The sequence below is a fragment of the Streptomyces poriticola genome (assembly GCF_036689765.1).
GTDB classification, from domain to species: domain Bacteria; phylum Actinomycetota; class Actinomycetes; order Streptomycetales; family Streptomycetaceae; genus Streptomyces; species Streptomyces poriticola.
This window is the reverse complement of sequence record NZ_JBAGKH010000009.1, coordinates 102,355-126,631: the sequence shown is the minus strand read 5'-3', so window position 1 is coordinate 126,631 and position 24,277 is coordinate 102,355. Positions and strand designations below refer to the sequence as shown.

The window sequence follows — 24,277 nt, the reverse complement described above, 5'->3', positions numbered from 1 at the left end:
GGCACCTGCCGAACCGCGGTCACCCGCCCGCACATACCTCGCAAAAACCCTCAGCATCGAGAAGAGAATGCCGATGACCGAGCAGGCCACCGGGGCCCATCACCCGCAGCCGCGGCCCCGATCCGGAGGACAGCAGTCCGCCCCCGTCGAGCACGTCACGGGCGCGCAGTCCCTCATCCGCTCGCTCGAGGAGGTCGGGGCCGACACGGTATTCGGCATTCCCGGCGGTGCGATCCTTCCCGCGTACGACCCGCTGATGGACTCCGGCAAGGTCCGGCACGTCCTGGTCCGCCACGAGCAGGGCGCCGGCCACGCGGCCACCGGCTATGCGCAGGCCACCGGCAAGGTCGGCGTCTGCATGGCCACCTCAGGGCCGGGCGCCACCAACCTGGTCACCCCGATCGCGGACGCCCACATGGACTCCGTGCCGCTGGTCGCGATCACCGGCCAGGTCGCCTCCAAGGCGATCGGCACCGACGCCTTCCAGGAGGCGGACATCGTCGGCATCACCATGCCGATCACCAAGCACAACTTCCTGGTCACCAGGGCCGAGGACGTCCCCCGGGTGATCGCACAGGCGTTCCACGTCGCCGCCACCGGCCGCCCCGGCCCGGTCCTGGTCGACATCGCCAAGGACGCCCTGCAGGCGAAGACCACGTTCTCCTGGCCGCCCGTGATGGACCTGCCCGGCTACCGCCCGGTGACCAAGCCGCACGCCAAGCAGATCCGCGAGGCCGCCAAGCTGATCACCGCCGCCCGGCGGCCCGTCCTCTACGTCGGCGGCGGCGTCATCAAGGCCGGCGCCACCGCCGAGCTGAAGGTCCTCGCCGAACTCACCGGAGCGCCCGTCACCACCACCCTGATGGCGCTCGGCGCATTCCCCGACAGCCACCCGCTGCACGTGGGGATGCCGGGCATGCACGGTGCGGTCACCGCCGTCACCGCGCTGCAGAAGGCCGACCTGATCGTCGCCCTCGGCGCCCGCTTCGACGACCGCGTCACCGGCAAGCTGGACAGCTTCGCCCCCTACGCCAAGATCGTCCACGCCGACATCGACCCGGCCGAGATCGGCAAGAACCGCGCCGCCGACGTGCCGATCGTCGGTGACGCCCGCGAGGTCGTCGCCGATCTGATCCAGGCGGTGCAGAAGGAGCACGGCGAGGGCAACCAGGGCGACTACAGCGCCTGGTGGAAGGACCTGACCCGCTGGCGGGAGACCTACCCGCTCGGCTACGACCAGCCCGAGGACGGCTCGCTCTCCCCGCAGCAGGTCATCGAGCGCATCGGTCAGCTCGCCCCCGAGGGCAGTATCTTCGCGGCGGGCGTCGGCCAGCACCAGATGTGGGCCGCCCACTTCATCCAGTACGACAAGCCCGCCACCTGGCTGAACTCCGGTGGCGCCGGAACCATGGGCTACGCCGTGCCGGCCGCCATGGGCGCCAAGGCCGGCGCGCCCGGCAAGGCGGTCTGGGCGATCGACGGCGACGGCTGCTTCCAGATGACCAACCAGGAGCTGACCACCTGCGCCCTGAACAACATCCCGATCAAGGTCGCCGTGATCAACAACGGCGCCCTCGGGATGGTCCGCCAGTGGCAGACCCTGTTCTACAACCAGCGGTACTCCAACACCGTGCTGCACTCCGGCCCGGACGACGTCAACCCCGAGGCCCGCGGCACCCGCGTCCCGGACTTCGTGAAGCTGTCGGAGGCCATGGGCTGCCACGCCATCCGCTGCGAGGACCCGGCCGACCTCGACAAGGTGATCGAGGAGGCGAACTCCATCAACGACCGCCCGGTCGTCATCGACTTCATCGTCCACGAGGACGCGATGGTCTGGCCGATGGTCGCCGCCGGCACCTCCAACGACGAGATCATGGCCGCCCGGGACGTCCGCCCCGACTTCGGCGACAACGAAGACGACTGAGAGCCGCAGGTAAAGGAAGCAGACCATGTCCAAGCACACGCTCTCCGTCCTGGTGGAGAACACGCCGGGCATCCTGGCCCGGATCGCGGCGCTGTTCTCCCGCCGCGGCTTCAACATCGACTCCCTCGCCGTCGGCGTCACGGAGCACCCCGACATCTCCCGCATCACCATCGTGGTGAACGTCGAGGACCTGCCGCTGGAGCAGGTGACCAAGCAGCTCAACAAGCTGGTCAACGTGCTCAAGATCGTCGAGCTGGAGCCGTCGCAGGCCGTGCAGCGCGAACTCGTCCTGGTGAAGGTGCGCGCCGACAACGAGACGCGCTCCCAGATCGTCGAGATCGTCCAGCTGTTCCGCGCCAAGACCGTCGACGTCTCCCCGGAGGCCGTCACCGTCGAGGCCACCGGAAGCAGCGACAAGCTGTCCGCGATGCTCAAGATGCTGGAGCCGTACGGCATCAAGGAGCTCGTCCAGTCCGGCACCATCGCCATCGGCCGCGGCGCCCGCTCCATCACCGACCGCTCGCTGCGCGCCCTCGACCGCAGCGCCTGACGACGGAACACGGGCGGCACCGGCCGCCCGTATTCCGAGACCCTCAGCCTTCCCCTCCCCCCACCGGCATACGGTGGGACGCAACACCTGCACCCAAGGAGAGAACCCAAAGTGGCCGAGCTGTTCTACGACGCCGACGCCGACCTGTCCATCATCCAGGGCCGCAAGGTCGCGGTCATCGGTTACGGCAGCCAGGGCCACGCCCACGCCCTGTCGCTGCGCGACTCCGGCGTCGACGTGCGCGTCGGTCTGCACGAGGGCTCCAAGTCCAAGGCCAGGGCCGAGGAGCAGGGCCTGCGCGTGGTGACCCCGTCGGAGGCCGCCGCCGAGGCCGACGTCATCATGATCCTGGTCCCGGACCCGATCCAGGCCCAGGTCTACGAGGAGACCATCGCCCCCCACCTGAAGGACGGCGACGCGCTGTTCTTCGGCCACGGTCTGAACATCCGCTACGGCTTCATCAAGCCGCCGGCCGGCGTCGACGTCTGCATGGTCGCCCCGAAGGGCCCGGGCCACCTGGTGCGCCGCCAGTACGAGGAGGGCCGCGGCGTCCCCTGCATCGCCGCGGTCGAGCAGGACGCCTCCGGCGACGCCTTCGCGCTGGCGCTGTCCTACGCCAAGGGCATCGGCGGCACCCGGGCCGGCGTCATCAAGACGACGTTCACCGAGGAGACCGAGACCGACCTGTTCGGTGAGCAGGCCGTGCTCTGCGGCGGCACCGCCGCGCTGGTCAAGGCGGGCTTCGAGACCCTCGTCGAGGCCGGCTACCAGCCGGAGATCGCCTACTTCGAGTGCCTCCACGAGCTGAAGCTGATCGTCGACCTGATGTACGAGGGCGGCCTGGAGAAGATGCGCTGGTCGGTCTCCGAGACCGCCGAGTGGGGCGACTACGTCACCGGCCCGCGGATCATCACCGACGCCACCAAGGCCGAGATGAAGCAGGTCCTCGCCGAGATCCAGGACGGCACCTTCGCCAGGAACTGGATGGACGAGTACCACGGCGGTCTGAAGAAGTACAACGAGTACAAGAAGCAGGACTCCGAGCACCTGCTGGAGACCACCGGCAAGGAGCTGCGCAAGCTCATGAGCTGGGTCGACGAAGAGGCGTAGGCCTCACCGCCGGGGGCCGGGGCGAGGATGCCCCGGCCCCTTCGGCGAACCCGGGGTAACGTCGGACGTGTGCGGCGTTGTCCATCCCGTCCAGCCACGGACGGGTGATCCTTCCGCAGAGGCGCAGGACGACCGGCGCCACGCCACTAGACTGCTGCACAACAAACGCGTCAGGCCCACAGCGTCGTGCGTCTTCCACGCGGCTAGCCCCCTCCACCGCCAGCGGCCGTCGGGACGGCCGTCCGCATTGGACATGTGAGGACTCACGTGAGCTCGAAACCAGTCGTACTCATTGCTGAAGAGCTGTCGCCCGCCACCGTCGACGCGCTTGGCCCGGACTTCGAGATCCGGCGCTGCAACGGAGCGGACCGTTCCGAACTGCTCCCCGCCATCGCCGACGTGGACGCGATCCTCATCCGCTCGGCCACCAAGGTCGACGCCGAGGCGATCGCCGCCGCGCGCAAGCTGAAGGTCGTCGCCCGCGCCGGCGTCGGGCTGGACAACGTGGACGTCTCCGCCTCCACCAAGGCCGGCGTGATGGTCGTCAACGCCCCCACCTCCAACATCGTGACCGCCGCCGAGCTCGCCTGTGGTCTGCTGCTGGCCACCGCCCGCAACATCCCGCAGGCCAACGCCGCGCTGAAGAACGGCGAGTGGAAGCGCAGCAAGTACACCGGCGTAGAGCTGGCCGAGAAGACCCTCGGCGTGGTGGGCCTGGGCCGGATCGGCGCCCTCGTCGCCCAGCGCATGTCCGCGTTCGGCATGAAGGTCGTCGCCTACGACCCCTATGTGCAGCCGGCACGCGCAGCCCAGATGGGCGTCAAGGTGCTGTCGCTGGACGAGCTGCTCGAGGTCTCCGACTTCATCACCGTCCATCTGCCCAAGACCCCCGAGACCCTCGGCCTGATCGGCGACGAGGCGCTGCGCAAGGTCAAGCCGAGCGTCCGGATCGTCAACGCCGCGCGCGGTGGCATCGTCGACGAGGAGGCGCTGTACTCGGCGCTGAAGGAGGGCCGGGTCGCCGGCGCCGGCCTGGACGTCTACGCCAAGGAGCCGTGCACCGACTCGCCGCTGTTCGAGTTCGACCAGGTGGTCAGCACCCCGCACCTCGGCGCCTCCACCGACGAGGCCCAGGAGAAGGCCGGTATCGCCGTCGCCCGCTCGGTGCGCCTGGCGCTCGCCGGTGAGCTGGTCCCCGACGCGGTCAACGTCCAGGGCGGTGTCATCGCCGAGGACGTCAAGCCGGGCCTGCCGCTCGCCGAGCGCCTCGGCCGGATCTTCACCGCGCTCGCCGGCGAGGTCGCCGTCCGTCTGGACGTCGAGGTGTACGGCGAGATCACCCAGCACGACGTCAAGGTGCTGGAGCTGTCCGCGCTCAAGGGCGTCTTCGAGGACGTCGTCGACGAGACGGTGTCCTACGTCAACGCCCCGCTGTTCGCCCAGGAGCGCGGCGTCGAGGTTCGCCTGACCACCAGCTCGGAGTCGGCCGACCACCGCAACGTGGTCACCGTCCGCGGCACCCTCGGCGACGGCCAGGAGGTGTCGGTCTCCGGCACCCTGGCCGGCCCCAAGCACGTCCAGAAGATCGTCGCCGTCGGCGAGTACGACGTCGACCTCGCCCTCGCCGACCACATGGTCGTCCTGCGCTACGAGGACCGTCCCGGTGTCGTCGGCACCGTCGGCCGCATCCTCGGCGAGGCGGGCATCAACATCGCCGGCATGCAGGTCGCCCGCGCCACGGTGGGCGGCGAGGCGCTCGCCGTGCTCACCGTCGACGACACGGTCAGCGCGGCGGTGCTGGGCGAGCTGGCCGCGGAGATCGGGGCGACGTCGGCACGGTCGGTCAACCTGGCCTGAGGCGGGCGCAGCCGCGGGCTGCGCCCCCCCGTTCGCCCTGAACGGGCTGCTGCTCGCACGCCGGACGGGCTGGGAGAACCAGCCCGTCCGGCGTTCTGCGTGTCCGCTCCCTCTCCCGAGCACCCCCGCCGAGATCGCCCCGGCAACCGGTCGGGCGACCGCGTCAGCGGGTCAGGGCTTCGCGCCGCAGTCGACGAATCCGTTGACGGCACCGACGACCGTGCCGAGGAAGGCGCCTCCCACCACGCCCGCGCCTGCTCCCGGGATGCCCATGATGGCGCCGCCGAGCATCCCCTTGACCATGTTCTTGTTCATGCACCTGCCCCACTCGCCCTTCTTGTCGTCGGCGCTGAACAGGGCGATCGGTGAGGCCGAGAGGGCAGCGGGCGCGTCGGCGGCGAGAGAGATGACCGGCGGGGTCATGGTGCCCTCGACGGTCCCGCCGGCGGGCACTCCCTCGATGGTCTGGGTGATCTCGTTGCCGCTGACCGACACGCTGATCCGGTGGGCTGTGCCGTCCGTGTCCTCCACCACTCCGGGCAGGATGGTGGCCAGGGTCCTTCCCTCGTCGTCGGTGAACTTCACGCCGCCGCCGTGGGCGGCGAGCCGGGTACCGGCCGGCGGTGCGAACGTGTGGCTTGCGGTGGCCGCGAAGGTGCTGGTCTCGGCTTCCGGATCACTGGCCGGCGGGGTCGCGCCGGGCGGGGTCGGACCGGTATGGGCGATGTACATCGTCGAGCCGGCCGGGGAGTCGACGACGGGGACCGTGATGGTGCCCTCCGACTTCCAGGGGAAGCCCCCGAGGTCGAAGGTCCAGGTACCGGTGACCTTCTTGGCGACCGCCGCGAAGTCGACCCAGCCGTAGTTCTTCGGCGGGACGGTGACGAGCAGGCCGTTGATCTCCGTCTCGTCCGACTGGTACGTGATGGTCGACTGCAGCTGTGAGCTGATCATGGCCTGCATCGGGGCGGAGACGCCCACAGAGGTGGAGACACCCGCCGAGAAGCTCTGCGACCAGCCGCTGCGGTAGATCGTCGTGAAGATCTGGGCCACCTTCTCGGAGGTGTCGTTGTACCAGACCGAGGACGCCTTCTCGCGCGGGAGAGCCTCGGCCGGGCCTTCCGACGTCTGCTTCCAGGAGCAGGTGGAGGTGTCGGTGGAGCACAGGTGCGAGTAGTAGTCGGTGGCGAGCCTCCTGGCCTCGGACGTCTTGCCGGCCGGGACGGTCCACTGCTGCGCCGAGCTGCCGTTGCAGCCGTAGGTCTGGGTCCAGGCGTCCGAGTGCTGGGCGTTCATGACGATGTCGAGGCAGCGGCTGTTGCCCCTGCGGACCAGGGTGAACGTGTCCGGCTTGCCGGCGACAGGCCGGAAGTGCCACTCCTGGCCGCTCTTGCCGCACGACTGCTGGCGCAGCGGAAAGGCGTCGGACAGACACTTGCCCGTGACGGTGTTCGCGACCTGGAACTCACCGGCGCCGAGCGGGATCAGGCGCCAGTTCTGGTGATGGCCGGGAGTGTTGTTGGCGACGATGTACACGCCGTCGTGGGAGTTGCCGTTCTGGACGTCGAGCCGGCGGCCGTTGGCGGCGGAGAACGTCCAGGTGTCACCTTCGGCCGCTTCGGCCGCCTGGGCCGGGGTGACGCCGCCGGTGGCGAGCACGAGCAGGGCGACGAACGGTGCCGCCATGAAGCGCAGGGCACGTCTGAGGTGTCGTTGCATGGTGTCCTTCTGTGAGTGATCCGTGGGTCGTGGCACGCCGGGGCAGGGCCGGTGGGCCGTACTCGCGGCGGCGGACGGAGAGTCGGGGGCGGACAGCCCGTGCACAGTACTAGAGGCATTTTCTAGAAACTAGCTACAGTTTTAGCCCGCCGAACGGACTGAGCCACGTTGCCGGTGAGCGATCAGGGGTGGATTCGTCCCGATCGCGGCACGGGACGGGACGGCTCCGGGCGAGACCCGAAGCCGTGGCGCCAAGGCGAGCCGGGCGCGGCAGCGCTACGTCGCCGGCAGAGGGTGGCGTGAAAGTGATCCCGGGCGCCCCGCGCATCCTGTCCTGAATGCGGCTCTCCGCGGCCGCCGTCGAACCCGACCGGAAGGGCGGCGGGTCTAGAGCCGGGCCCCCTTCAGGGCCATGTGCAGCAGCAGCCGGTCCTCGCCGTCGTCCAGGTCCAGGCCGGTGAGCTGCTCCACCCGGGACAGCCGGTAATACAGCGTCTGGCGGTGGATGCCCAGTTCCGCGGCGGTGCGGCCGGCCTGGCCCGCACAGTCGAGGTACACCTCCGCGGTGCGGGCCAGCTCCCGGTGGGCGGGGGAGAGCAGGGACCGTACGACGGGGTCCTGGGCCGTCTCCGGGGGCAGGGCCGTGAGCAGGCGGAACGGGCCGATCGACGCCCACTCGGCGACCGGGCCGAACCGCCGCTCCGCCAGCGCCGCGCGGGCCGCCGCCGACGCCTCCCGCCAGGCCGCCGCCAGCTCCGTCAGCCCGGTACGCGCAGCGGCCACCCCGGCGGCCGGTTCCCCGCCCGGACCGACCGGACCGGCCGGCCCGCCCGGAGGGACCGCAGCGCCGCCCGGACCCCGCGCCCGCTCCAGCAGCCGGCCCGCCGCCGACATCGCCGGGGTCGGGACATCCGCCGAGCGCAGCCGGATCAGCACGGCGAGGCACTGGGCCGTGCTGCCCCACGGCAGCGTGCACAGGGCTGTCGCCCCCGGCACCGTACGCACCGAGGGCGCGTCGTCCGGGTCGGCGGACGGCCACGGGGCCACGCACACCAGCGTGTGCACCGCCTCCGCCCGCGAGCCCAGGGCGGTGCCCAGCTCGGCCACGGCCATGTCCCGCTGCCAGCCGCGCTCGGCGGTGAGCACCGCGCGCAGCTCCCGGCTGAGGTCCGCGCCGTGCTGCGCCTCGTCCGCGAGCAGCGCCCCGATCCGCGCCGTGACCTCCATCGCCTCCGTGAGCTGCCGGTCGGTCGGGCCGGGGTCGGTGTCCAGCAGCCAGACATAGCCGAGGACGACCCCCCGATGACGTACCGGAAGGCAGATCCGGCCCCGGTGGACGCCCGCCTCCGGGGTCCGCGGGATACGGACCGGGCCGGTGGCACGGGTGATCCCGAAGCCCTCGAACCAGGAGCGGACCGCCGCCGTCGAGCGCCGGGTCAGGATCGAGCGGGTGCGCACCGGGTCCAGGGCGGAAGGGTCGAGATCGCCCTCGCTGTCGTAGGCGCCGAACGCGATCAGCTCGAAGTCCCGGCTCTCCAGCGTCGCGGGCGCGCCCAGCAGCTCCGAGAGCTCGTCCACCAGCTCCTGATAGTCACCCGTGAAATCCGACGTCACCCGGGCATTCTGCCGCATAGTCGTGCGGCTTTCTTACATCTGTCTGAGATCTGCCGCACGGATGCGTGACAGCTGTCGATGGCCGCAGGGCGGAGGGATCCTTAGGTTTCACGGTGGTTCTCCGTGCCGTTCCCGAATCGTCGGGTATCGGCCCTGTATTGGTTGGTATGTGGAGGTGCCCCGTGCTGGGTCCCGTGATTCTCGCCGCGTCGCGCAGCGACCGGATGCGCCGCCTGGTCTCGGCGGCCCCCGTGACCAAGCCGGTGGTGGACCGCTTCATCCCCGGTGAGACCGTCGACGAGATCCTGCCGGTCATCCGGGAGCTGACTGGCAGGGGCCTGGAGCTGACGATGGACGTCGTCGGCGAGGACATCACCCGCCCCGAGCACGCCGAGGCCGCCCGCGACGCCTATCTGGCACTGATCGACCGGCTCGGGCCGCTGGAGCTCGGCACGCGCGCGGAGATGTCCGTCAAGCTGTCGATGTTCGGCCAGGCGCTGGACGGCGGCCACGAGCTGGCGCTGAAGAACGTCCGCCCGGTCGTCGAGGCGGCGGCCCGGATCGGCACCACGGTCACCCTGGACGCCGAGGACCACACCACCCTCGACTCGATGTTCGCCATCCACGACGAGCTGCGCAAAGACGTCCCGCAGACCGGCTGCGTGATCCAGTCCTACCTGTTCCGCACCGAGGCCGACGCGCGCCGCCTCGCCGCGAACGGCAGTCGCGTACGGTTGGTGAAGGGGGCGTACAAGGAGCCCGCCGAGGTCGCCTACCAGCAGAAGCACGAGATCGACAAGGCGTACGTACGCATCCTGCGGACGCTGATGGAGGGCGAGGGGTACCCGATGATCGGGTCCCACGACCCGCGCCTGATCACCATCGCCCAGGAGCTCGCGCGGCGCGCCGGGCGAAAGCTCGACGAGTACGAGTTCCAGATGCTGTACGGCATCCGCAGCGACGAGCATCTGCGGCTCGCCGCCGAGGGCCACCGGATGCGCGTCTATACGGCCTACGGCACCGACTGGTACGGCTACTTCATGCGCCGTCTGGCGGAGAAGCCGGCGAACCTGCAGTTCTTCGTCCGCTCGATGGTCACCAAGGGCTGAGCGCCCGCACCACGCTCGCACGACCGCTCAACTCAAGGAGTAACGGATCCCATGGACGCTGTGACCCAGGTCCCCACCCCCGTCAACGAGCCGGTGCACGGCTACGCCCCCGGCTCGCCCGAGCGCGCACGGCTGGAGGTCAAGCTCCGCGAGCTGGCCGACAACCCGATCGACCTGCCCTGCACCATCGGCGGCGAGAAGCGGATGGGCGGCGGCGACCGCTTCGACGTGGTGCAGCCGCACAACCACAAGGCCCGCCTGGGTACTTACGCCAACGCCACCCAGCAGGACGCCCAGGACGCCGTCGACGCCGCCCTGGCCGCCGCCCCGGCCTGGCGCGCGATGTCCTTCGACGACCGCGCCGCGATCATCCTGCGCGCCGCCGAGCTGCTGTCCGGCCCGTGGCGCGAGACGCTGGCCGCCTCCACCATGCTGGGCCAGTCCAAGACCGCCCAGCAGGCCGAGATCGACACTCCCTGCGAGCTGATCGACTTCTGGCGGTTCAACGTCTCCTACGCCCGCAGGATCCTGGCCGAGCAGCCGCCGGCCAACTCCAAGGGCGTCTGGAACCGGCTGGACCACCGCCCGCTGGAGGGCTTCGTCTACGCCATCACCCCGTTCAACTTCAGCGCCATCGCGGGCAACCTGCCCACTGCCCCCGCGCTGATGGGCAACGTCGTGGTGTGGAAGCCGTCCCCGACCCAGACCCACGCCGCGGTGCTGCTGATGCAGCTGCTGGAGGAGGCCGGGCTGCCCAAGGGCGTCATCAACCTCGTCACCGGCGACGGCGTCGAGGTCTCCAAGGTCGCCCTCGAGCACCGCGACCTCGCGGGCATCCACTTCACCGGCTCGACCCGGACCTTCCAGTACCTGTGGAAGACGGTCGGCAACAACATCGAGAAGTACCGCACCTACCCGCGCCTGGTCGGCGAGACCGGCGGCAAGGACTTCCTGGTCGCCCACCCGAGCGCCGACCGTGCGATCCTCAAGACCGCGCTGACCCGCGGTGCCTTCGAGTACCAGGGCCAGAAGTGCAGCGCCACCTCGCGCGCCTACGTCCCGGCGTCCATCTGGAACTCCGGTTTCAAGGAGGAGTTCGCCGCCGAGGTCGACTACCTCACCATGGGTGACGTCACCGACCTGTCGAACTTCGTCGGCGCCGTGATCGACGAGCGCGCCTTCGCGAAGAACAAGGCCGCGATCGACCGGGCCAAGGAGGACGAGGCCTGCACCATCGTCGCGGGCGGCACCTACGACGACTCGGTCGGCTACTTCGTCCGCCCGACCGTCATCGAGTGCACCGACCCGGAGAACGAGGTGTTCCGCACCGAGTACTTCGGCCCGGTCCTCGCCGTGCACGTCTACGACGACAGCACCCCCGGGGCGTACGACGCGATGCTGACCCAGATGGAGTCGGTCTCCGACTACGCCCTCACCGGATCGGTCATCTCCGGCGACCGCGCGGCGGCGGCGTACACGATGGAGAAGCTGCGCTACGCGGCCGGCAACTTCTACATCAACGACAAGTCGACCGGCGCCGTCGTCGGCCAGCAGCCCTTCGGCGGTGGCCGCGCCTCCGGCACCAACGACAAGGCCGGTGCCCCGCAGAACCTGATGCGCTGGACCCTGACCCGCGCCATCAAGGAGACGCTGGTCCCGCCGACCGACTACACCTACCCGCACATGGGCTGACGCCCACCCCGTTCCCGGACGGCCCAGGTCACCCACCCCCCGACCTGGGCCGTCCGGCCGTTTGTGCAGGTCGGGACGGTGCGACCGGGGAGGCCGTCTCAGATGGTAGGAAGTCCGAGTAATTGTGGAGACAGACGCGCGGTCCTGCCTTAGTTTTGTAGCAGCCGAACGTCTCGCTCGATCAAGCGAATGGCGGTCGTGAGCCGGGCCCCGTGCAGGCAACCCCTGCGGCTTCCGTGCTCCCCGCCCCTTCCGGCGTCTCGCAACCCCTCCGGCACTCCGCGCTGCTTCTCGAAGGAGTCGATTCCCATGGCCGAGACGACCGTCCGCCGCCGCGCCCGTCACCTGACCCGGACGAGCGACGCCGACCGCAAGAACGCCGCGGCCGCGCTTCAGCGCGCCCTCGACCGCCGTGACAACGGCGGCGCCACCGGCCACTGAGCCGACCCGGTCCACGCCGGTCACCCCGACCCGCGGCTGTCCGCATGCCGGACGCCGCATGTCATCCCCTGGGACGAGGAGTAGGGTGCGGCCATGTCTCGCAGCATCGATCTCGCAGTCATTCCGGGCGACGGCATCGGCCGGGAAGTCGTGGCCGAAGGCCTGAAGGTCCTCTCCGCCGTCCTTCCGCAGGATGTGAAGCTGGAGACCAAGGAGTACGACTTCGGCGCCCGGCGCTACCACGCCACCGGTGAGACCCTCACCGACGCCGACCTCGAGGCCCTGAAGCAGCACGACGCCATCCTGCTCGGCGCCATCGGCGACCCGTCCGTGCCCTCCGGAGTCCTGGAGCGCGGCTTCCTGCTCAAGCTCCGCTTCGCCTTCGACCACCACGTCAACCTGCGGCCCAGCAAACTGCTGCCGGGTGTCGCCACCCCGCTCGCCGGCCAGCCCGAGATCGACTTCGTGGTCGTCCGCGAGGGCACCGAGGGCCCGTACACCGGCAACGGCGGCACCATCCGCAAGGGCACCCCGCACGAGGTCGCCACCGAGGTGTCCGTCAACACCGCCTACGGCGTCGAGCGTGTGGTCCGGGACGCCTTCGCCCGGGCGCAGGCCCGCCCGCGCAAGAAGCTCGCCCTGATCCACAAGAACAACGTGCTGACCTTCGCCGGGCACCTCTGGACGGACGTCTTCAACCGGGTGGCCGCCGAGCACCCCGAGGTCACCACCGAGTACATGCACGTCGACGCGGCCACCATCTACCTGGTCACCCAGCCCGAGCGGTTCGACGTCATCGTCACCGACAACCTCTTCGGTGACATCGTCACCGACCTCGCCGCGGCCGTCTCCGGCGGCATCGGCGTCGCCGCGAGCGGGAACATCAACCCGTCCGGCGAGTTCCCGTCCATGTTCGAGCCCGTGCACGGCTCGGCCCCGGACATCGCCGGCCGGGGCAAGGCGGACCCCACCGCCACGGTGCTGTCCGTCGCCCTGCTGCTGCGCCACCTCGGCCTCGACGCCGAGGCGGCCCGCATCGAGGACACGGTCGCCGCCGACCTCGGCGAGCGCGTCGGAAAGCCGGCCCGCTCCACCTCCGAGATCGGCGACGCCCTCGCCGTACGAGTAGCCGGCTGACACCCGCCGCGCACTCGATCGACAACCAATCGAAGCCGTCGGGTTCCAAAAACAAGGCGCCCGGCGGCTTTCACCTGTCCCCGCCGGGTGCGACCATCGACCTGGGCCGCATTCACCCCGTTTCACCCGTCACGGGCCTCGCGCGATAATCGGACGCGGAGCCGCGACATCAGGGAATGCTCGGACGTCCTAGTACTGGCCACCGGCCGTACGGGTGTGACCGCGGCCAGTCACGACAACCGGTGAAGGACATCAATCCATGACGACGCCCACGATCGAGCTCAAGCCCTCCGCCCACCCGCTCTCGGACGCCGAGCGCGCAGCGGTCCTGGCCAATCCCGGATTCGGCCGCCACTTCACCGACCACATGGTGACGATCAAGTGGACCGAGGGCCGGGGCTGGCACGACGGCCAGCTCGTTCCGTACGGCCCGCTCTCCCTCGACCCGGCCACCATGGTCCTGCACTACGCGCAGGAGATCTTCGAGGGGCTGAAGGCCTACCGCCGGCCCGACGGGTCCGTCGCCACGTTCCGTCCGGAGAAGAACGCCCAGCGCTTCCAGGCCTCCTCCCGCCGGCTCGGCATGCCCGAGCTGCCGGTGGAGACCTTCATCGAGGCATGCGACGCGCTGGTGCGGCAGGACCAGGCCTGGGTTCCGGCGCACGGTGGCGAGGAGTCCCTCTACCTGCGGCCTTTCATGATCGCGACCGAGGTCGGGCTGGGCGTGAAGCCCGCCAACGAGTACCTGTTCCTGGTCATCGCCTCCCCGGCCGGCGCCTACTTCCCCGGTGGCGTCAAGCCGGTCTCCATCTGGGTCTCCGAGGACCGGGTCCGTGCCGTCCCCGGGGGCATGGGCGACGCCAAGACCGGCGGCAACTACGCCGCGTCCCTGCTGGCCCAGGCCGAGGCCGCCGCCAAGGGCTGCGACCAGGTCTGCTACCTCGACGCGGTCGAGCACCAGTGGGTCGAGGAGCTCGGCGGCATGAACCTGTACTTCGTGTACGGCGACAGGATCGTCACCCCCTCCCTCACCGGCTCCATCCTGGAGGGCGTCACCCGCGACTCCCTGCTCACCGTCGCCCGCGACCTCGGCTACCGGGCCGAGGAGGGCCGCATCTCCGTCGAGCAGTGGCAGCGGGACGTGGAGAACGGCAGCCTCACCGAGGTCTTCGCCTGCGGTACGGCCGCCGTCATCACCCCGGTCGGCACCGTCAAGCGGGCGGGCGCCGAGTGGCAGCAGAGCGGCGGTGAGCCCGGCGAGGTCACGATGAGGCTCCGCCGGGCCCTGCTCGACATCCAGCGCGGTACGGCCGAGGACAGGCACGGCTGGATGCACACGCTGGGCTGAGCCCCCGAAGGCACTCAGGTCCCGCCGGCGACGGCAGTGAGGGCCGCCCCGGACCCGGAACCCGGTTCCGAGGCGGCCCCGCCGCTTTCCCGGGGCGGGGTCAGCAGCAGATACAGCGCCCCGCCCACCAGCCCCGACAGCAGGAAACTGCAGTCCACCCCGCCGGTGAGCGCCAGCAGCGGGCCCTCGTACGACGGCAGCGACACCGCCAGCACACCGACGACCGCGCCCGCCGCCCAGGAGAAGGTCGCCTGGAGGTTCCACCCGGCCCGGAACCAGTAGGCGCCGCCGCGCGCCCGGCGGTTGAAGACCTGGAGGGCGTCGGCGTCGTACCGCCCGCCGCAGCGGACGAAGCCGATGAGGGTGATCACCGCCCAGGGCGTGCCGATCGCGGTGAGCAGCAGCACGAAGGACGTCATCGCGGACTGTGCGTCCCAGGCGTAGTGGCCGGCGAAGACACAGGCGGTGGCGACCACGGCGACCGCGTAGGTCGCCCGGGCGCGGGAGGCGCGCGGCACGATCGCGTCCAGGTCCAGGCCCATCGAGTACAGCATCAGCCCCGCGTTGCCGACCGAGCCCGCGGAGGCCGCCAGCAGCAGCGGTACCAGGTACCACGCCGGGGCGGCGTCGACCAGCGGACCGGCGTAGTCCAGCGCGGCGCGGGCGGCGTACGAGGTGAAGGTGCCGAAGAGCTGCGGTACCAGCAGGCCCAGCATCAGCCCCAGCCAGGTGGCGTGCAGCACCCGTCGGGAGGAGTGCCGGGCGGGGGAGATGTAGCGGGTGTAGTCGCCCAGGAGGGTGATGAAGGCGATCGGCCCGGACAGTCCGGCGGCCACCGCCGCGAGCAGCCAGGTCGGCCAGAATCCGTCCAGCAGATAGCCGCCGGTCTCCGGCAGTGCCCCGGCGGTGAAGTCGGGGGCGTAGGCGATCACACCGAGCAGCAGCAGCGCCGTCATGCCGATCGCCAGTACCCGGGAGAGGGCGAGCAGCACCCGGTAGCCGTACACCGCGCCCGCGACCGTGGCCGCGGCGAGCAGCCCGTAGACGATCCCGTACGACAGCCCGTCCTGCGGCAGCCCGAACAGCCGACCCAGCACGCCCACCATCACATCGCCGCCGATCCACACGGTCAGCGCGGTGTAGCCGAGGGCCAGCAGCAGCCCGACCACCGAGCCGACCAGCCGTCCGCGCACCCCGAACTGGGCGCCGGACGAGGTCGACAGGTTGGTGCCGGTGCGCAGCGAGATCAGCGCCAGCGGCGCGGTGAACACCACCCCGACCACCGTGCCGGCCAGCACCGAGCTGACCGACGCCCACCAGCCGAGGCCGAAGGACGGCGGCAGCCAGCCGAAGACGACGACCCCCAGACAGAGGTTGGAGCCCAGCAGGATCGAGACGAGGTCCCGCGGTCCGCTGGTGCGTTCTTCCTCGGGGATGGTGTCGACTCCGCGCTGTTCGATCGGCATGGCTGGTCTCCTTCGACGGCCGCCAGGGTGATTGAGCGACGCTCAATGTGACCCTTGTCCTGGCTCGCAGTCAATGGTTGGTTTGCTGCGATCCAATGTTTAGAGTGATGCTCTAAAGCCAGGCAAGCCCAAGGAGGTGCCCCGCCGTGCGACTGACCCCCACGGAACGTGACCGGCTGCTGCTGTTCTCGGCCGCCGAGCTGGCCCGGGCCCGCCGGGCGCGCGGCCGGCGGCTCAATGTGCCGGAGGCGACGGCGCTGATCGCCGACACCGTGTGCGAGGCCGCCCGCGACGGCGCCCGGCTCGCCGAGGCCGTCGAGCGGGCCCGCTCGGTGCTCGGCCCGGACGACGTGCTGCCGGGCGTCGCCGACGTGGTCACCGAGGTACATGTCGAGGCCGTCTTCGACGACGGGTCCCGGCTCGCGGTCGTCACCGACCCGATCGGCGGCGGGCAGGGCGAGCGGGCGCCGGGCGCGCTGCTGCCGGGCCCGGAGCACGACGAGCCCGAGGCTGCGGTGCGGATACCGGTCACCAACACCGCGGCCGTGCCCGTCTCGGTCACTTCCCACTTCCACTTCTTCGAGGCCAACCCGCGCCTGGACTTCGACCGCGGGGCCGCCTACGGCATGCGGCTCGCCGTCCCGGCCGGGTCCTCCGTGCGCTTCGGGCCCGGCGAGCGGGCCGACGTCGGGCTGGTGCCGATCGGCGGCGACCGGATCGCGATCGGCTTCGCGGGTCTGGTCGACGGGCCGCTGGACGCGCCCGGCGCCCGCGAGGAGGCACTGCGCCGCGCCGCCGCCTGCGGCTACCTCGGCGTACCGGACACCAGCGAGCAGGAGGTCGAGCGATGAGCCGTCCCGGAGGCCACCCCGCCGAAGCCCGCCGACTCACCGCGTACGAGTACGCGGCCACCCACGGCCCGCGCGCCGGTGACCGCGTCCGCCTCGGCGACTCGGGTCTGACCGTCCGCGTGGAGTCCGACTCGCAGCGCTACGGCGACGAGTTCCTCGCCGGCTTCGGCAAGACCGCCCGCGACGGGCTCCACCTCAAGGCCGCCGCCGTCCGCGAGACCTGCGACGTCGTCGTCAGCAACGTGCTGGTGATCGACGCGGCGCAGGGCATCCGGAAGGTGTCGATCGGCATCCGCGAGGGGCGGATCTGCGGCATCGGGCGGGCCGGCAATCCCGACACCCTCGACGGCGTCGACGTCGTGGTCGGCACCGGCACCTCCATCGTCTCCGGCGAGGGGCTCATCGCCACCGCCGGGGCCGTCGACACCCACGTCCACCTGCTGTCGCCGCGCATCATGGAGGCGTCGCTGGCCTCAGGCGTGACCACGGTCATCGGCCAGGAGTTCGGTCCGGTGTGGGGCGTCGGCGTCAACTCCCCCTGGGCACTCGAGCGCGCGTTCGGCGCCTTCGACGCCTGGCCGGTCAACATCGGCTTCCTGGGCCGGGGTTCGTCCTCCCACGACGCCCCCCTGGTCGAGGCCCTCGCCGAGGGCGGCGCCTCCGGGTTCAAGGTGCACGAGGACATGGGCGCCCACACCCGCGCCCTGGACACCGCGCTGCGCGTCGCCGAGGAGCACGACGTCCAGGTCGCCCTGCACAGCGACGGTCTGAACGAGTGCCTCTCGGTCGAGGACACCCTCCGTGTCCTGGAGGGCCGCACCATCCACGCCTTCCACATCGAGGGCTGCGGCGGGGGGCACGTCCCCAACGTGCTGAAGATGGCGGGCGTGCCGAACGTCATCGGCTCCTCCACCAACCCCACCCTGCCCTTCGGCCGGGACGCCGTCGCCGAGCACTACGGCATGATCGTCTCAGTCCACGACCTGAAGACCGACCTGCCGGGCGACGCGGCCATGGCCCGCGACCGGATCCGGGCCGGCACCATGGGCGCCGAGGACGTGCTGCACGACCTGGGCGCGATCGGCATCACATCGTCGGACGCGCAGGGCATGGGCCGCGCCGGTGAGACCGTGCGCCGCACCTTCGCCATGGCCGGGAAGATGAAGGGCCAGTTCGGCGCCGACGGTGACGACGACAACGCGCGCGTGCTGCGCTACATGGCCAAGCTGACCATCAACCCCGCCATCGCCCACGGCCTCGCCCACGAGGTCGGCTCCATCGAGGTCGGCAAGCTCGCCGACATCGTGCTGTGGCGGCCCGAGTACTTCGGCGCCAAGCCGCAGCTGGTGCTGAAGGCCGGCTTCCCGGCGTACGGCGTGGTCGGCGATCCGGGCGCGGCCACGGACACCTGCGAACCCCTGGTGCTCGGCCCGCAGTTCGGCTCGCACGGCGCCACCCCCGCCGAGATCTCCGTCGCCTTCGTCGCCCGGGCCGCCGTCGACCAGGGACACGACACCATGCCGACCCGGCGCCGCCGGGTCGCCGTGCGCGGCACCCGCGGCATCGGCCCGGCCGACCTGCGGCTGAACTCCCGCACCGGACAGGTCGACGTCGACCAGCGCACCGGGCTGGTCACCCTGGACGGCGACCCGCTGCGGTCCGACCCGGCCGACGCGGTCTCCCTCAACCGTCTGTACTTCCTCTGACCTTCACGGCTTCCTCCGACCCTCACGACTTCCCCTGACCTTCACGGACGAGGACCTCACATGTCTGCTGCCGCCGACGGCTTCCGCATGCCCCCCGAGTGGGCCCCGCACGCGCGCACCTGGATGGCCTGGCCCGGCCCCAACCCCACCTTCGAGGACCCCGGGGACCTGGCCGCCTCGCGGACCGCCTGGGCGTCGGTGGCCCGCGCGGTGCGCCGCTTCGAACCGGTGACGGTGGTGTGCGGTCCGGGCCAGTCGGCCGAGGCGCGGGCGCTCCTCGGTGAGGACGTCGACACGGTCGAGCGCGAGCTGGACGACGCCTGGATGCGCGACATCGGCCCGACCTTCCTGACCGACGGTCACGGGGAACTCGCGGCCGTCGACTGGACGTTCAACGGCTGGGGCGCCCAGGAATGGGCCCGCTGGGAGCACGACGCGAAGATCGGTGCCCATGTCGCCGACCTCGCGGGGGCCCGGACGTACACCTCGAAGCTCGTCAACGAGGGCGGCGGCATCCATGTCGACGGCGAGGGCACGGTGCTGCTGACCGAGACCGTGCAGCTCGGCCCCGAGCGCAATCCGGGCTGGACCAGGGAGCAGGTCGAGGCGGAGATCCACGCCCACCTCGGCACCCGCAAGGCGATCTGGCTGCCCCGCGGCCTCACCGCCGACTATCCCCCGTACGGCTTCGGCACCCTCGGTCACGTCGACATCGTCGCCGCCTTCGCCGGACCCGGCGTGGTCGTCGTCCACCTTCAGCCCGACCCCGCCCACCCCGACCACGAGGTCTCCCGGGAGGCCGTCGGCATCCTCCGGGCCGCCACCGACGCCCGCGGCCGTCGCCTGCAGGTCGTCGAGGTCCCGGCCCCGACCGTCCTGGAGGCCGACGGCCACTGGGCCGACTACTCCTACATCAACCACTACGTCTGCAACGGCGGCGTGGTGCTCTGCGCCTTCGACGACCCGCGCGACGAGATCGCGGCCGGTATCCTCCGCCGCCTGTACCCACAGCGGACGGTGACCCCGGTGGACGCGCGTACGATCTTCGCGGGCGGCGGTGGCATCCACTGCATCACCCAGCAGCAGCCGAAGGTCTAGAGCAACACGGGAGCAGCAGATGGCCGGTGCGCGCAGGCCGGCGCCGCCGCGGGAGGACGTCCTGGTCGCCGCGATGGAGATGATCGCCGAGCGCGGTCTGGAGAAGCTCACCATGGCGGCGCTCGGCCGTGCCGTCGGCATGAGCAGCGGCCATCTGCTGTACTACTTCCACTCCAAGGACGAGCTGCTGCTGCAGACCCTGGAGTGGAGCGAGGGCCGGCTCGGCGCCGAACGGGCCCGGCTGCTCACCCGCGCCGCGACCGCCCGCGACCGTCTCGACGCCTATGTCGACCTGTACGTCCCCGACGGCCACCGCGATCCGCACTGGACGCTGTGGCTGGAGGTGTGGAACCACTCGCAGAACGCCGACGACGACGCCCGGGACCGGCAGGCCGCCATCGAGGGTGCCTGGCACCGCGACCTGGTGGCGCTGCTCGCCGAGGGCGTCTCGCGCGGCGAGTTCCGCGCCGTCGATCCCGACCGCTTCGCGGCCCGGCTGCGGGCCCTCCTCGACGGGTTCTCCATCCACGTCGCGATCGGGCTGCGCGGCACCGACCGGGAGCAGACCCTCGGCCATGTACGGGACTTCCTCGACGACGGGCTGGTCCGGGACGGCGACGACGGGCTGGTCCGGGACGGCGGCTGAGCCCGCCCGTCCGGGCCGGCGTCCCGCATCGAGCCGAACGCCGGCTCCGGGTCGCCCTCGCCGTCCGGCTGGCGGTGTGGTTTGCAGGCCGGCGTGGACCAGCGGGCAGCCCTGGGTGATCAGCGAGCCGCGGTCCGCGCCGCCGACGGCGGCGGCACTCCGCCCGTCCGCGGCGGTTCCGCCGACGGCGGCCCGTGCGGTGCCGGGCGCCGAGGCGAGGAAGAGCAGCCCGCCGGCGGCTCCCAGGACGGATCCGCGACCGAAGCCGAGGCCGTGCACACTCCCATGAACGGCGGAGGCCCCCTGGCCCGCATCGTGAGACGGTCTGCGGACGCCGGGGCGAACTGTGGTTGACTTCCCCCGTGCTCTCGTTCGCCATGATTATTGGCAGCAGGCGCGCCGGTCCGCAGTGACCGCCACGTACGACCAGGTACGGGTGGACACCGTCGTCCTCGACCCGCGCGCAGACCTCTCGCACCCGCGAGAGGTTTTTCGTTTTTCCCGGCCCACCTTCAGCCGGGGAGAGAGCGCGAGGGATCATAGAAGGACGGTGGAGCCGGTCATTCCGGTTAGACCGAGATCCAACACAGGAGCCTTCAGATCATGACCGCATCCAGCGAGCTCGACGATTCCTTCCACGTCTTCGACACCACCCTGCGCGACGGCGCGCAGCGCGAGGGCATCAACCTCACGGTCGCGGACAAGCTGGCCATCGCCCGGCACCTGGACGATTTCGGCGTGGGCTTCATCGAGGGCGGCTGGCCCGGTGCCAACCCGCGGGACACCGAGTTCTTCGCCCGCGCCCGGCAGGAGATCGACTTCAGGCACGCCCGGCTGGTCGCCTTCGGCGCCACCCGCCGCGCAGGGGCGAAGGCCGCCGACGACCCGCAGGTCAAGGCTCTCCTGGAGTCCGGGGCGCCGGTGATCACCCTGGTCGCCAAGTCCCACGACCGGCATGTCGAGCTGGCGCTGCGCACCACGCTCGACGAGAACCTGGAGATGGTCCGCGACACCGTCTCCCACCTCACCGCACAGGGCCGCCGGGTCTTCGTCGACTGCGAGCACTTCTTCGACGGCTACCGCGCCAACCCCGAGTACGCCAAGGCGGTCGTCCGCACCGCGTCCGAGGCCGGCGCGGACGTCGTCATCCTCTGCGACACCAACGGCGGCATGCTCCCGGCGCAGATCCAGGCCGTGGTCTCCACCGTGCTGGCCGACACCGGCGCCCGGCTCGGCATCCATGCCCAGGACGACACCGGCTGCGCGGTCGCCAACACGCTGGCCGCCGTCGACGCGGGCGCCACCCATGTGCAGTGCACGGCCAACGGCTACGGGGAGCGGGTCGGCAACGCCAACCTGTTCCCCGTCGTCGCGGCGCTGGAGCTGAAGTACGGCAAGCGGGTGCTGCCCGAGGGCCGGCTGCGCGAGACGACCCGGATCTCCCATGCCATCGCCGAGGTCGTCAACCTCACCCCCTCCACCCACCAGCCCTACGTGGGCCTGTCCGCCTTCGCGCACAAGGCGGGCCTGCACGCCTCCGCGATCAAGGTCGACCCCGACCTGTACCAGCACATCGACCCCGAGCAGGTCGGCAACACCATGCGGATGCTGGTCTCCGACATGGCCGGCCGCGCCTCGATCGAGCTCAAGGGCAAGGAGCTCGGCATCGACCTGGGCGACGACCGCGAGCTGGTCGGCCGGGTGGTCGAGCGGGTCAAGGAGCGGGAGCTCAAGGGCTACACCTACGAGGCCGCCGACGCCAGCTTCGAGCTGCTGCTGCGTGCCGAGGCCGAGGGCGCCCCGCTGCAGTACTTCCGGACCGAGTCCTGGCGGGCCATCGTCGAGGACCGCCCCGACGGCACCCATGCCAACGAGGCGACCGTCAAGCTGTGGGCCAAGGGCGAGCGGATCGTCGCCACCGCCGAGGGGAACGGGCCGGTCAACGCGCTGGACCGGGCGCTGCGCGTCGCGCTCGAGAAGATCTACCCGCAGCTCGCCAAGCTGGAGCTGGTCGACTACAAGGTCCGCATCCTCGAGGGCAAACACGGCACCCAGTCCACGACCCGGGTGCTGATCTCGACCTCCGACGGGACGGGGGAGTGGTCCACGGTGGGCGTCGCCGAGAACGTGATCGCCGCCTCCTGGCAGGCCCTGGAGGACGCGTACACCTACGGACTGCTGCGGGCGGGCGTCACCCCGGCCGAGTGAGCGGCGGCGTCCCCGGGAGCGAAGGAATTTCCCGGGGACGATGTCCCATTTCCGGCTGTTCGGGTACTTTCGAAGTATGAAGGGCACGCTGGTACGGCTTCTCATGCGCCTCCTGATCGTGCCGGTCGCCGCCGCCGTGGCGGTCCTGACGGTCGGCACGTCGGGCGCGCACGCGGCCACCGACCTCTCCGAGGTCGCCGACTCCCTGCGCACGAGTCCCGTGTACGTGGACCCGGCCGCCTCCGACCTGCTCTCGGAGGCGGACGCCGACGCGCTCGCCGACAAGATCGAGGACGCGGACGAGCCGATCTTCGTCGCGGTCCTGCCGTCCGACTACCCGACGCAGAACCTCTTCCAGAACCTGCGCACCGAGACCGGGATCACCGGCCTGTACGGCATCCGGCTGGGCGACGAGTTCGACGCGCGGGCGGACAGCAGCGTGCTGAGCCGCCAGGGCGTGCAGAACCTGGTCACCGCCGCGCAGGGCGCGGGCGACGCCAAGGCCCAGTTGAACGACTTCGTCGACGACGCGCTGCGCAGCAACCTCGGCGGCACCGCCCCCAGCGGCTGGAGCGAGGGTTCCGGCACGCAGGGCGTGTCGGTCACCGGGCTGATCACCACCGGCGCGCTGCTGGCCGGCGCGGGCGCAGGCGCGTACGCCATCGTGCGGCGCAACCGCCTCCGTCACGAGCAGGAGCAGCGGCAGGCGCTGGAGAAGCTGCGCGTGGTCGTGGACGAGGACATCACCGCCTTCGGCGAGGAGCTGGACCGCCTCGACTTCCACCCGGCGGAACCGGGCGCCGACGACGCCATGCGCGACGACTACGAGCGTGCCCTGGACGCCTATGAGCAGGCCAAGACGCTGATGGCCGAGGCCGGGAAACCGGAGGACGTGCGGGGCGTCACCCAGGCCCTGGAGGAGGGCCGGTTCGCGCTCGTCCGGCTCGCCGCCCGCCGCGAGCAGCGCCCGCTGCCCGAGCGCCGGCCGCCCTGCTTCTTCGACCCCCGGCACGGCCCCTCGGTCGCCGATGTCACCTGGACGCCGCCGGGCGGCGCCACCCGTGAGGTGCCGGTCTGCGAGGCCGACCGGACCCGGCTGTCCGAGGGGATGGACCCGATGGTCCGCGAGGTGGACACCGAGTCCGGCCGCCGCCCCTACTGGGACGCGGGCCCGGCCTACGGCCCCTGGGCGGGCGGCTACTTCGGCGGCGGCATCCTGCCCGGGCTGCTGATCGGCACCATGCTCGGCAGCATGATGGCCACCCCGTCCTACGCGGCCGACTACGGCTCCGGCTACGGCGACTTCAGCGGCTACGAGGGCGGTGACGTCTCCGGCGCCGACTTCGGCTCCGGCGACTTCGGTGGCGGGTTCGGCGGCGGCGACTTCGGCGGGTTCGGCGGGGGCGACTTCGGCGGCGGGTTCTGACGCGCGGCGGCGCGGCCTACGCTCCCCCCCCATGACCGAGGCGGACGGGGCGAGTGCGGTGGAGCCGGACGGGCCGGAGCCGGACGGGCCGGAATCCGACCGGTCGGAGTCCGACGGGCCGGAATCCGGCGGGACGCGGGCCTTCTCCTCCGCCGGTGAACTCGACGCCTGGCTCCTGGACCTCCCGGCCCCGCACCCCGGACTGCGGGTGCGGGTGGCGAAGAAGGCCTCCGGAGTGCCGTCCGTCACCGCCGCCGGGGTCGACGACGTCGCTCTGTGCCACGGATGGATCACGGGGCACCGCAAGGGGCTGGACGGCACGCACTTCCTCCGGCGGATCACCCCGCCGCCCCGGCAGCCTCTGGTCGCTGGTCA

The 24,277-nt window shown here is 71.3% G+C and carries 18 protein-coding genes; 15 read left to right on the top strand and 3 right to left on the bottom strand.

The window, feature by feature from the left end; all coding sequences use genetic code 11:
- Positions 1-73: 73 nt before the first annotated feature.
- The 4 genes from V5O46_RS15830 (at position 74) to serA (ending at position 5,441) form a co-directional block, all read left to right on the top strand.
- The gene (locus tag V5O46_RS15830) at positions 74-1,924 is read left to right on the top strand and encodes an acetolactate synthase large subunit (RefSeq protein ID WP_332885234.1); all 1,851 of its coding nucleotides are present in this window, start codon (positions 74-76) and stop codon (positions 1,922-1,924) included.
- A gap of 25 nt (positions 1,925-1,949) precedes the next feature.
- On the top strand, positions 1,950-2,474 hold the full coding sequence (gene ilvN / locus V5O46_RS15825) for an acetolactate synthase small subunit (protein WP_332885233.1): 525 nt from the start codon (positions 1,950-1,952) through the stop codon (positions 2,472-2,474).
- A 111-nt stretch (positions 2,475-2,585) separates the two neighbouring features.
- On the top strand, positions 2,586-3,584 hold the full coding sequence (gene ilvC, locus V5O46_RS15820; protein ID WP_332885232.1) for a ketol-acid reductoisomerase: 999 nt from the start codon (positions 2,586-2,588) through the stop codon (positions 3,582-3,584).
- A 267-nt stretch (positions 3,585-3,851) separates the two neighbouring features.
- Positions 3,852-5,441 (top strand): phosphoglycerate dehydrogenase, encoded by a 1,590-nt coding sequence (serA, locus tag V5O46_RS15815; protein ID WP_332885231.1) that lies wholly within the window; start codon positions 3,852-3,854, stop codon positions 5,439-5,441.
- A 171-nt stretch (positions 5,442-5,612) separates the two neighbouring features.
- Here serA and V5O46_RS15810 read toward each other — a convergent pair whose 3' ends face one another.
- Both V5O46_RS15810 and V5O46_RS15805 read right to left on the bottom strand, forming a co-directional pair.
- Positions 5,613-7,160, bottom strand: coding sequence for an RICIN domain-containing protein (locus V5O46_RS15810; protein WP_332885230.1), 1,548 nt, complete (start codon positions 7,158-7,160; stop codon positions 5,613-5,615).
- Positions 7,161-7,547: 387 nt separating this feature from the next.
- Positions 7,548-8,792 (bottom strand): PucR family transcriptional regulator, encoded by a 1,245-nt coding sequence (locus V5O46_RS15805; RefSeq protein WP_332885229.1) that lies wholly within the window; start codon positions 8,790-8,792, stop codon positions 7,548-7,550.
- Between the two features lie 164 nt (positions 8,793-8,956).
- Between V5O46_RS15805 and V5O46_RS15800 the strand changes: the two genes are divergently transcribed.
- The 5 genes from V5O46_RS15800 (at position 8,957) to V5O46_RS15780 (ending at position 14,501) form a co-directional block, all read left to right on the top strand.
- Positions 8,957-9,883 (top strand): proline dehydrogenase family protein, encoded by a 927-nt coding sequence (locus tag V5O46_RS15800; RefSeq protein WP_332885228.1) that lies wholly within the window; start codon positions 8,957-8,959, stop codon positions 9,881-9,883.
- A gap of 51 nt (positions 9,884-9,934) precedes the next feature.
- Positions 9,935-11,575, top strand: coding sequence for an L-glutamate gamma-semialdehyde dehydrogenase (pruA, locus tag V5O46_RS15795; protein WP_332885227.1), 1,641 nt, complete (start codon positions 9,935-9,937; stop codon positions 11,573-11,575).
- A gap of 309 nt (positions 11,576-11,884) precedes the next feature.
- Positions 11,885-12,016 (top strand): hypothetical protein, encoded by a 132-nt coding sequence (locus V5O46_RS15790; RefSeq protein ID WP_332885226.1) that lies wholly within the window; start codon positions 11,885-11,887, stop codon positions 12,014-12,016.
- Between the two features lie 93 nt (positions 12,017-12,109).
- Positions 12,110-13,153, top strand: coding sequence for a 3-isopropylmalate dehydrogenase (locus V5O46_RS15785; protein ID WP_332885225.1), 1,044 nt, complete (start codon positions 12,110-12,112; stop codon positions 13,151-13,153).
- Positions 13,154-13,412: 259 nt separating this feature from the next.
- The gene (locus V5O46_RS15780; protein WP_332885224.1) at positions 13,413-14,501 is read left to right on the top strand and encodes a branched-chain amino acid aminotransferase; all 1,089 of its coding nucleotides are present in this window, start codon (positions 13,413-13,415) and stop codon (positions 14,499-14,501) included.
- Positions 14,502-14,515: 14 nt separating this feature from the next.
- Here the strand turns inward: V5O46_RS15780 and V5O46_RS15775 are convergent, their stop codons facing one another.
- Positions 14,516-15,967 carry a cytosine permease gene (locus tag V5O46_RS15775; protein WP_332885223.1) on the bottom strand — a complete coding sequence of 484 codons (1,452 nt, stop codon included), beginning with the start codon at positions 15,965-15,967 and terminating at the stop codon, positions 14,516-14,518.
- 146 nt (positions 15,968-16,113) lie between these two features.
- Between V5O46_RS15775 and ureA the strand changes: the two genes are divergently transcribed.
- The 6 genes from ureA to V5O46_RS15745 all read left to right on the top strand — a co-directional run bounded on the left by ureA (position 16,114) and on the right by V5O46_RS15745 (position 23,902).
- Entirely contained in the window at positions 16,114-16,818 is a 705-nt protein-coding gene (gene ureA / locus V5O46_RS15770) for an urease subunit gamma (RefSeq protein ID WP_332885222.1), read from the top strand.
- Positions 16,815-18,524, top strand: coding sequence for an urease subunit alpha (locus V5O46_RS15765; protein ID WP_332885221.1), 1,710 nt, complete (start codon positions 16,815-16,817; stop codon positions 18,522-18,524). The genes ureA and V5O46_RS15765 overlap by 4 nt, the downstream gene beginning before the upstream one ends.
- 60 nt (positions 18,525-18,584) lie before the next feature.
- Positions 18,585-19,622 (top strand): agmatine deiminase family protein, encoded by a 1,038-nt coding sequence (locus V5O46_RS15760; protein WP_332885220.1) that lies wholly within the window; start codon positions 18,585-18,587, stop codon positions 19,620-19,622.
- Between the two features lie 19 nt (positions 19,623-19,641).
- Complete coding sequence (locus V5O46_RS15755) at positions 19,642-20,268, top strand: TetR/AcrR family transcriptional regulator (protein WP_332885219.1); 627 nt, start codon at positions 19,642-19,644, stop codon at positions 20,266-20,268.
- 603 nt (positions 20,269-20,871) lie between these two features.
- Positions 20,872-22,476, top strand: coding sequence for a citramalate synthase (cimA, locus tag V5O46_RS15750; protein ID WP_332885218.1), 1,605 nt, complete (start codon positions 20,872-20,874; stop codon positions 22,474-22,476).
- Between the two features lie 76 nt (positions 22,477-22,552).
- Complete coding sequence (locus V5O46_RS15745) at positions 22,553-23,902, top strand: hypothetical protein (RefSeq protein ID WP_332885217.1); 1,350 nt, start codon at positions 22,553-22,555, stop codon at positions 23,900-23,902.
- Positions 23,903-24,277: the final 375 nt, after the last annotated feature.

Excerpts from the sequence above, each read along its gene's own strand:
- V5O46_RS15830 (WP_332885234.1), top strand. The coding sequence starts at position 74 with ATGACCGAGCAGGCCACCGGGGCCCATCACCCGCAGCCGCGGCCCCGA.
- ilvN (WP_332885233.1), top strand. The coding sequence starts at position 1,950 with ATGTCCAAGCACACGCTCTCCGTCCTGGTGGAGAACACGCCGGGCATC.
- V5O46_RS15810 (WP_332885230.1), bottom strand. The coding sequence starts at position 7,160 with ATGCAACGACACCTCAGACGTGCCCTGCGCTTCATGGCGGCACCGTTC.
- V5O46_RS15805 (WP_332885229.1), bottom strand. The coding sequence starts at position 8,792 with ATGCGGCAGAATGCCCGGGTGACGTCGGATTTCACGGGTGACTATCAG.
- pruA (WP_332885227.1), top strand. The coding sequence starts at position 9,935 with ATGGACGCTGTGACCCAGGTCCCCACCCCCGTCAACGAGCCGGTGCAC.
- V5O46_RS15790 (WP_332885226.1), top strand. The coding sequence starts at position 11,885 with ATGGCCGAGACGACCGTCCGCCGCCGCGCCCGTCACCTGACCCGGACG.
- V5O46_RS15785 (WP_332885225.1), top strand. The coding sequence starts at position 12,110 with ATGTCTCGCAGCATCGATCTCGCAGTCATTCCGGGCGACGGCATCGGC.
- V5O46_RS15780 (WP_332885224.1), top strand. The coding sequence starts at position 13,413 with ATGACGACGCCCACGATCGAGCTCAAGCCCTCCGCCCACCCGCTCTCG.
- V5O46_RS15775 (WP_332885223.1), bottom strand. The coding sequence starts at position 15,967 with ATGCCGATCGAACAGCGCGGAGTCGACACCATCCCCGAGGAAGAACGC.
- V5O46_RS15765 (WP_332885221.1), top strand. The coding sequence starts at position 16,815 with ATGAGCCGTCCCGGAGGCCACCCCGCCGAAGCCCGCCGACTCACCGCG.
- V5O46_RS15760 (WP_332885220.1), top strand. The coding sequence starts at position 18,585 with ATGTCTGCTGCCGCCGACGGCTTCCGCATGCCCCCCGAGTGGGCCCCG.
- V5O46_RS15755 (WP_332885219.1), top strand. The coding sequence starts at position 19,642 with ATGGCCGGTGCGCGCAGGCCGGCGCCGCCGCGGGAGGACGTCCTGGTC.
- cimA (WP_332885218.1), top strand. The coding sequence starts at position 20,872 with ATGACCGCATCCAGCGAGCTCGACGATTCCTTCCACGTCTTCGACACC.
- V5O46_RS15745 (WP_332885217.1), top strand. The coding sequence starts at position 22,553 with ATGAAGGGCACGCTGGTACGGCTTCTCATGCGCCTCCTGATCGTGCCG.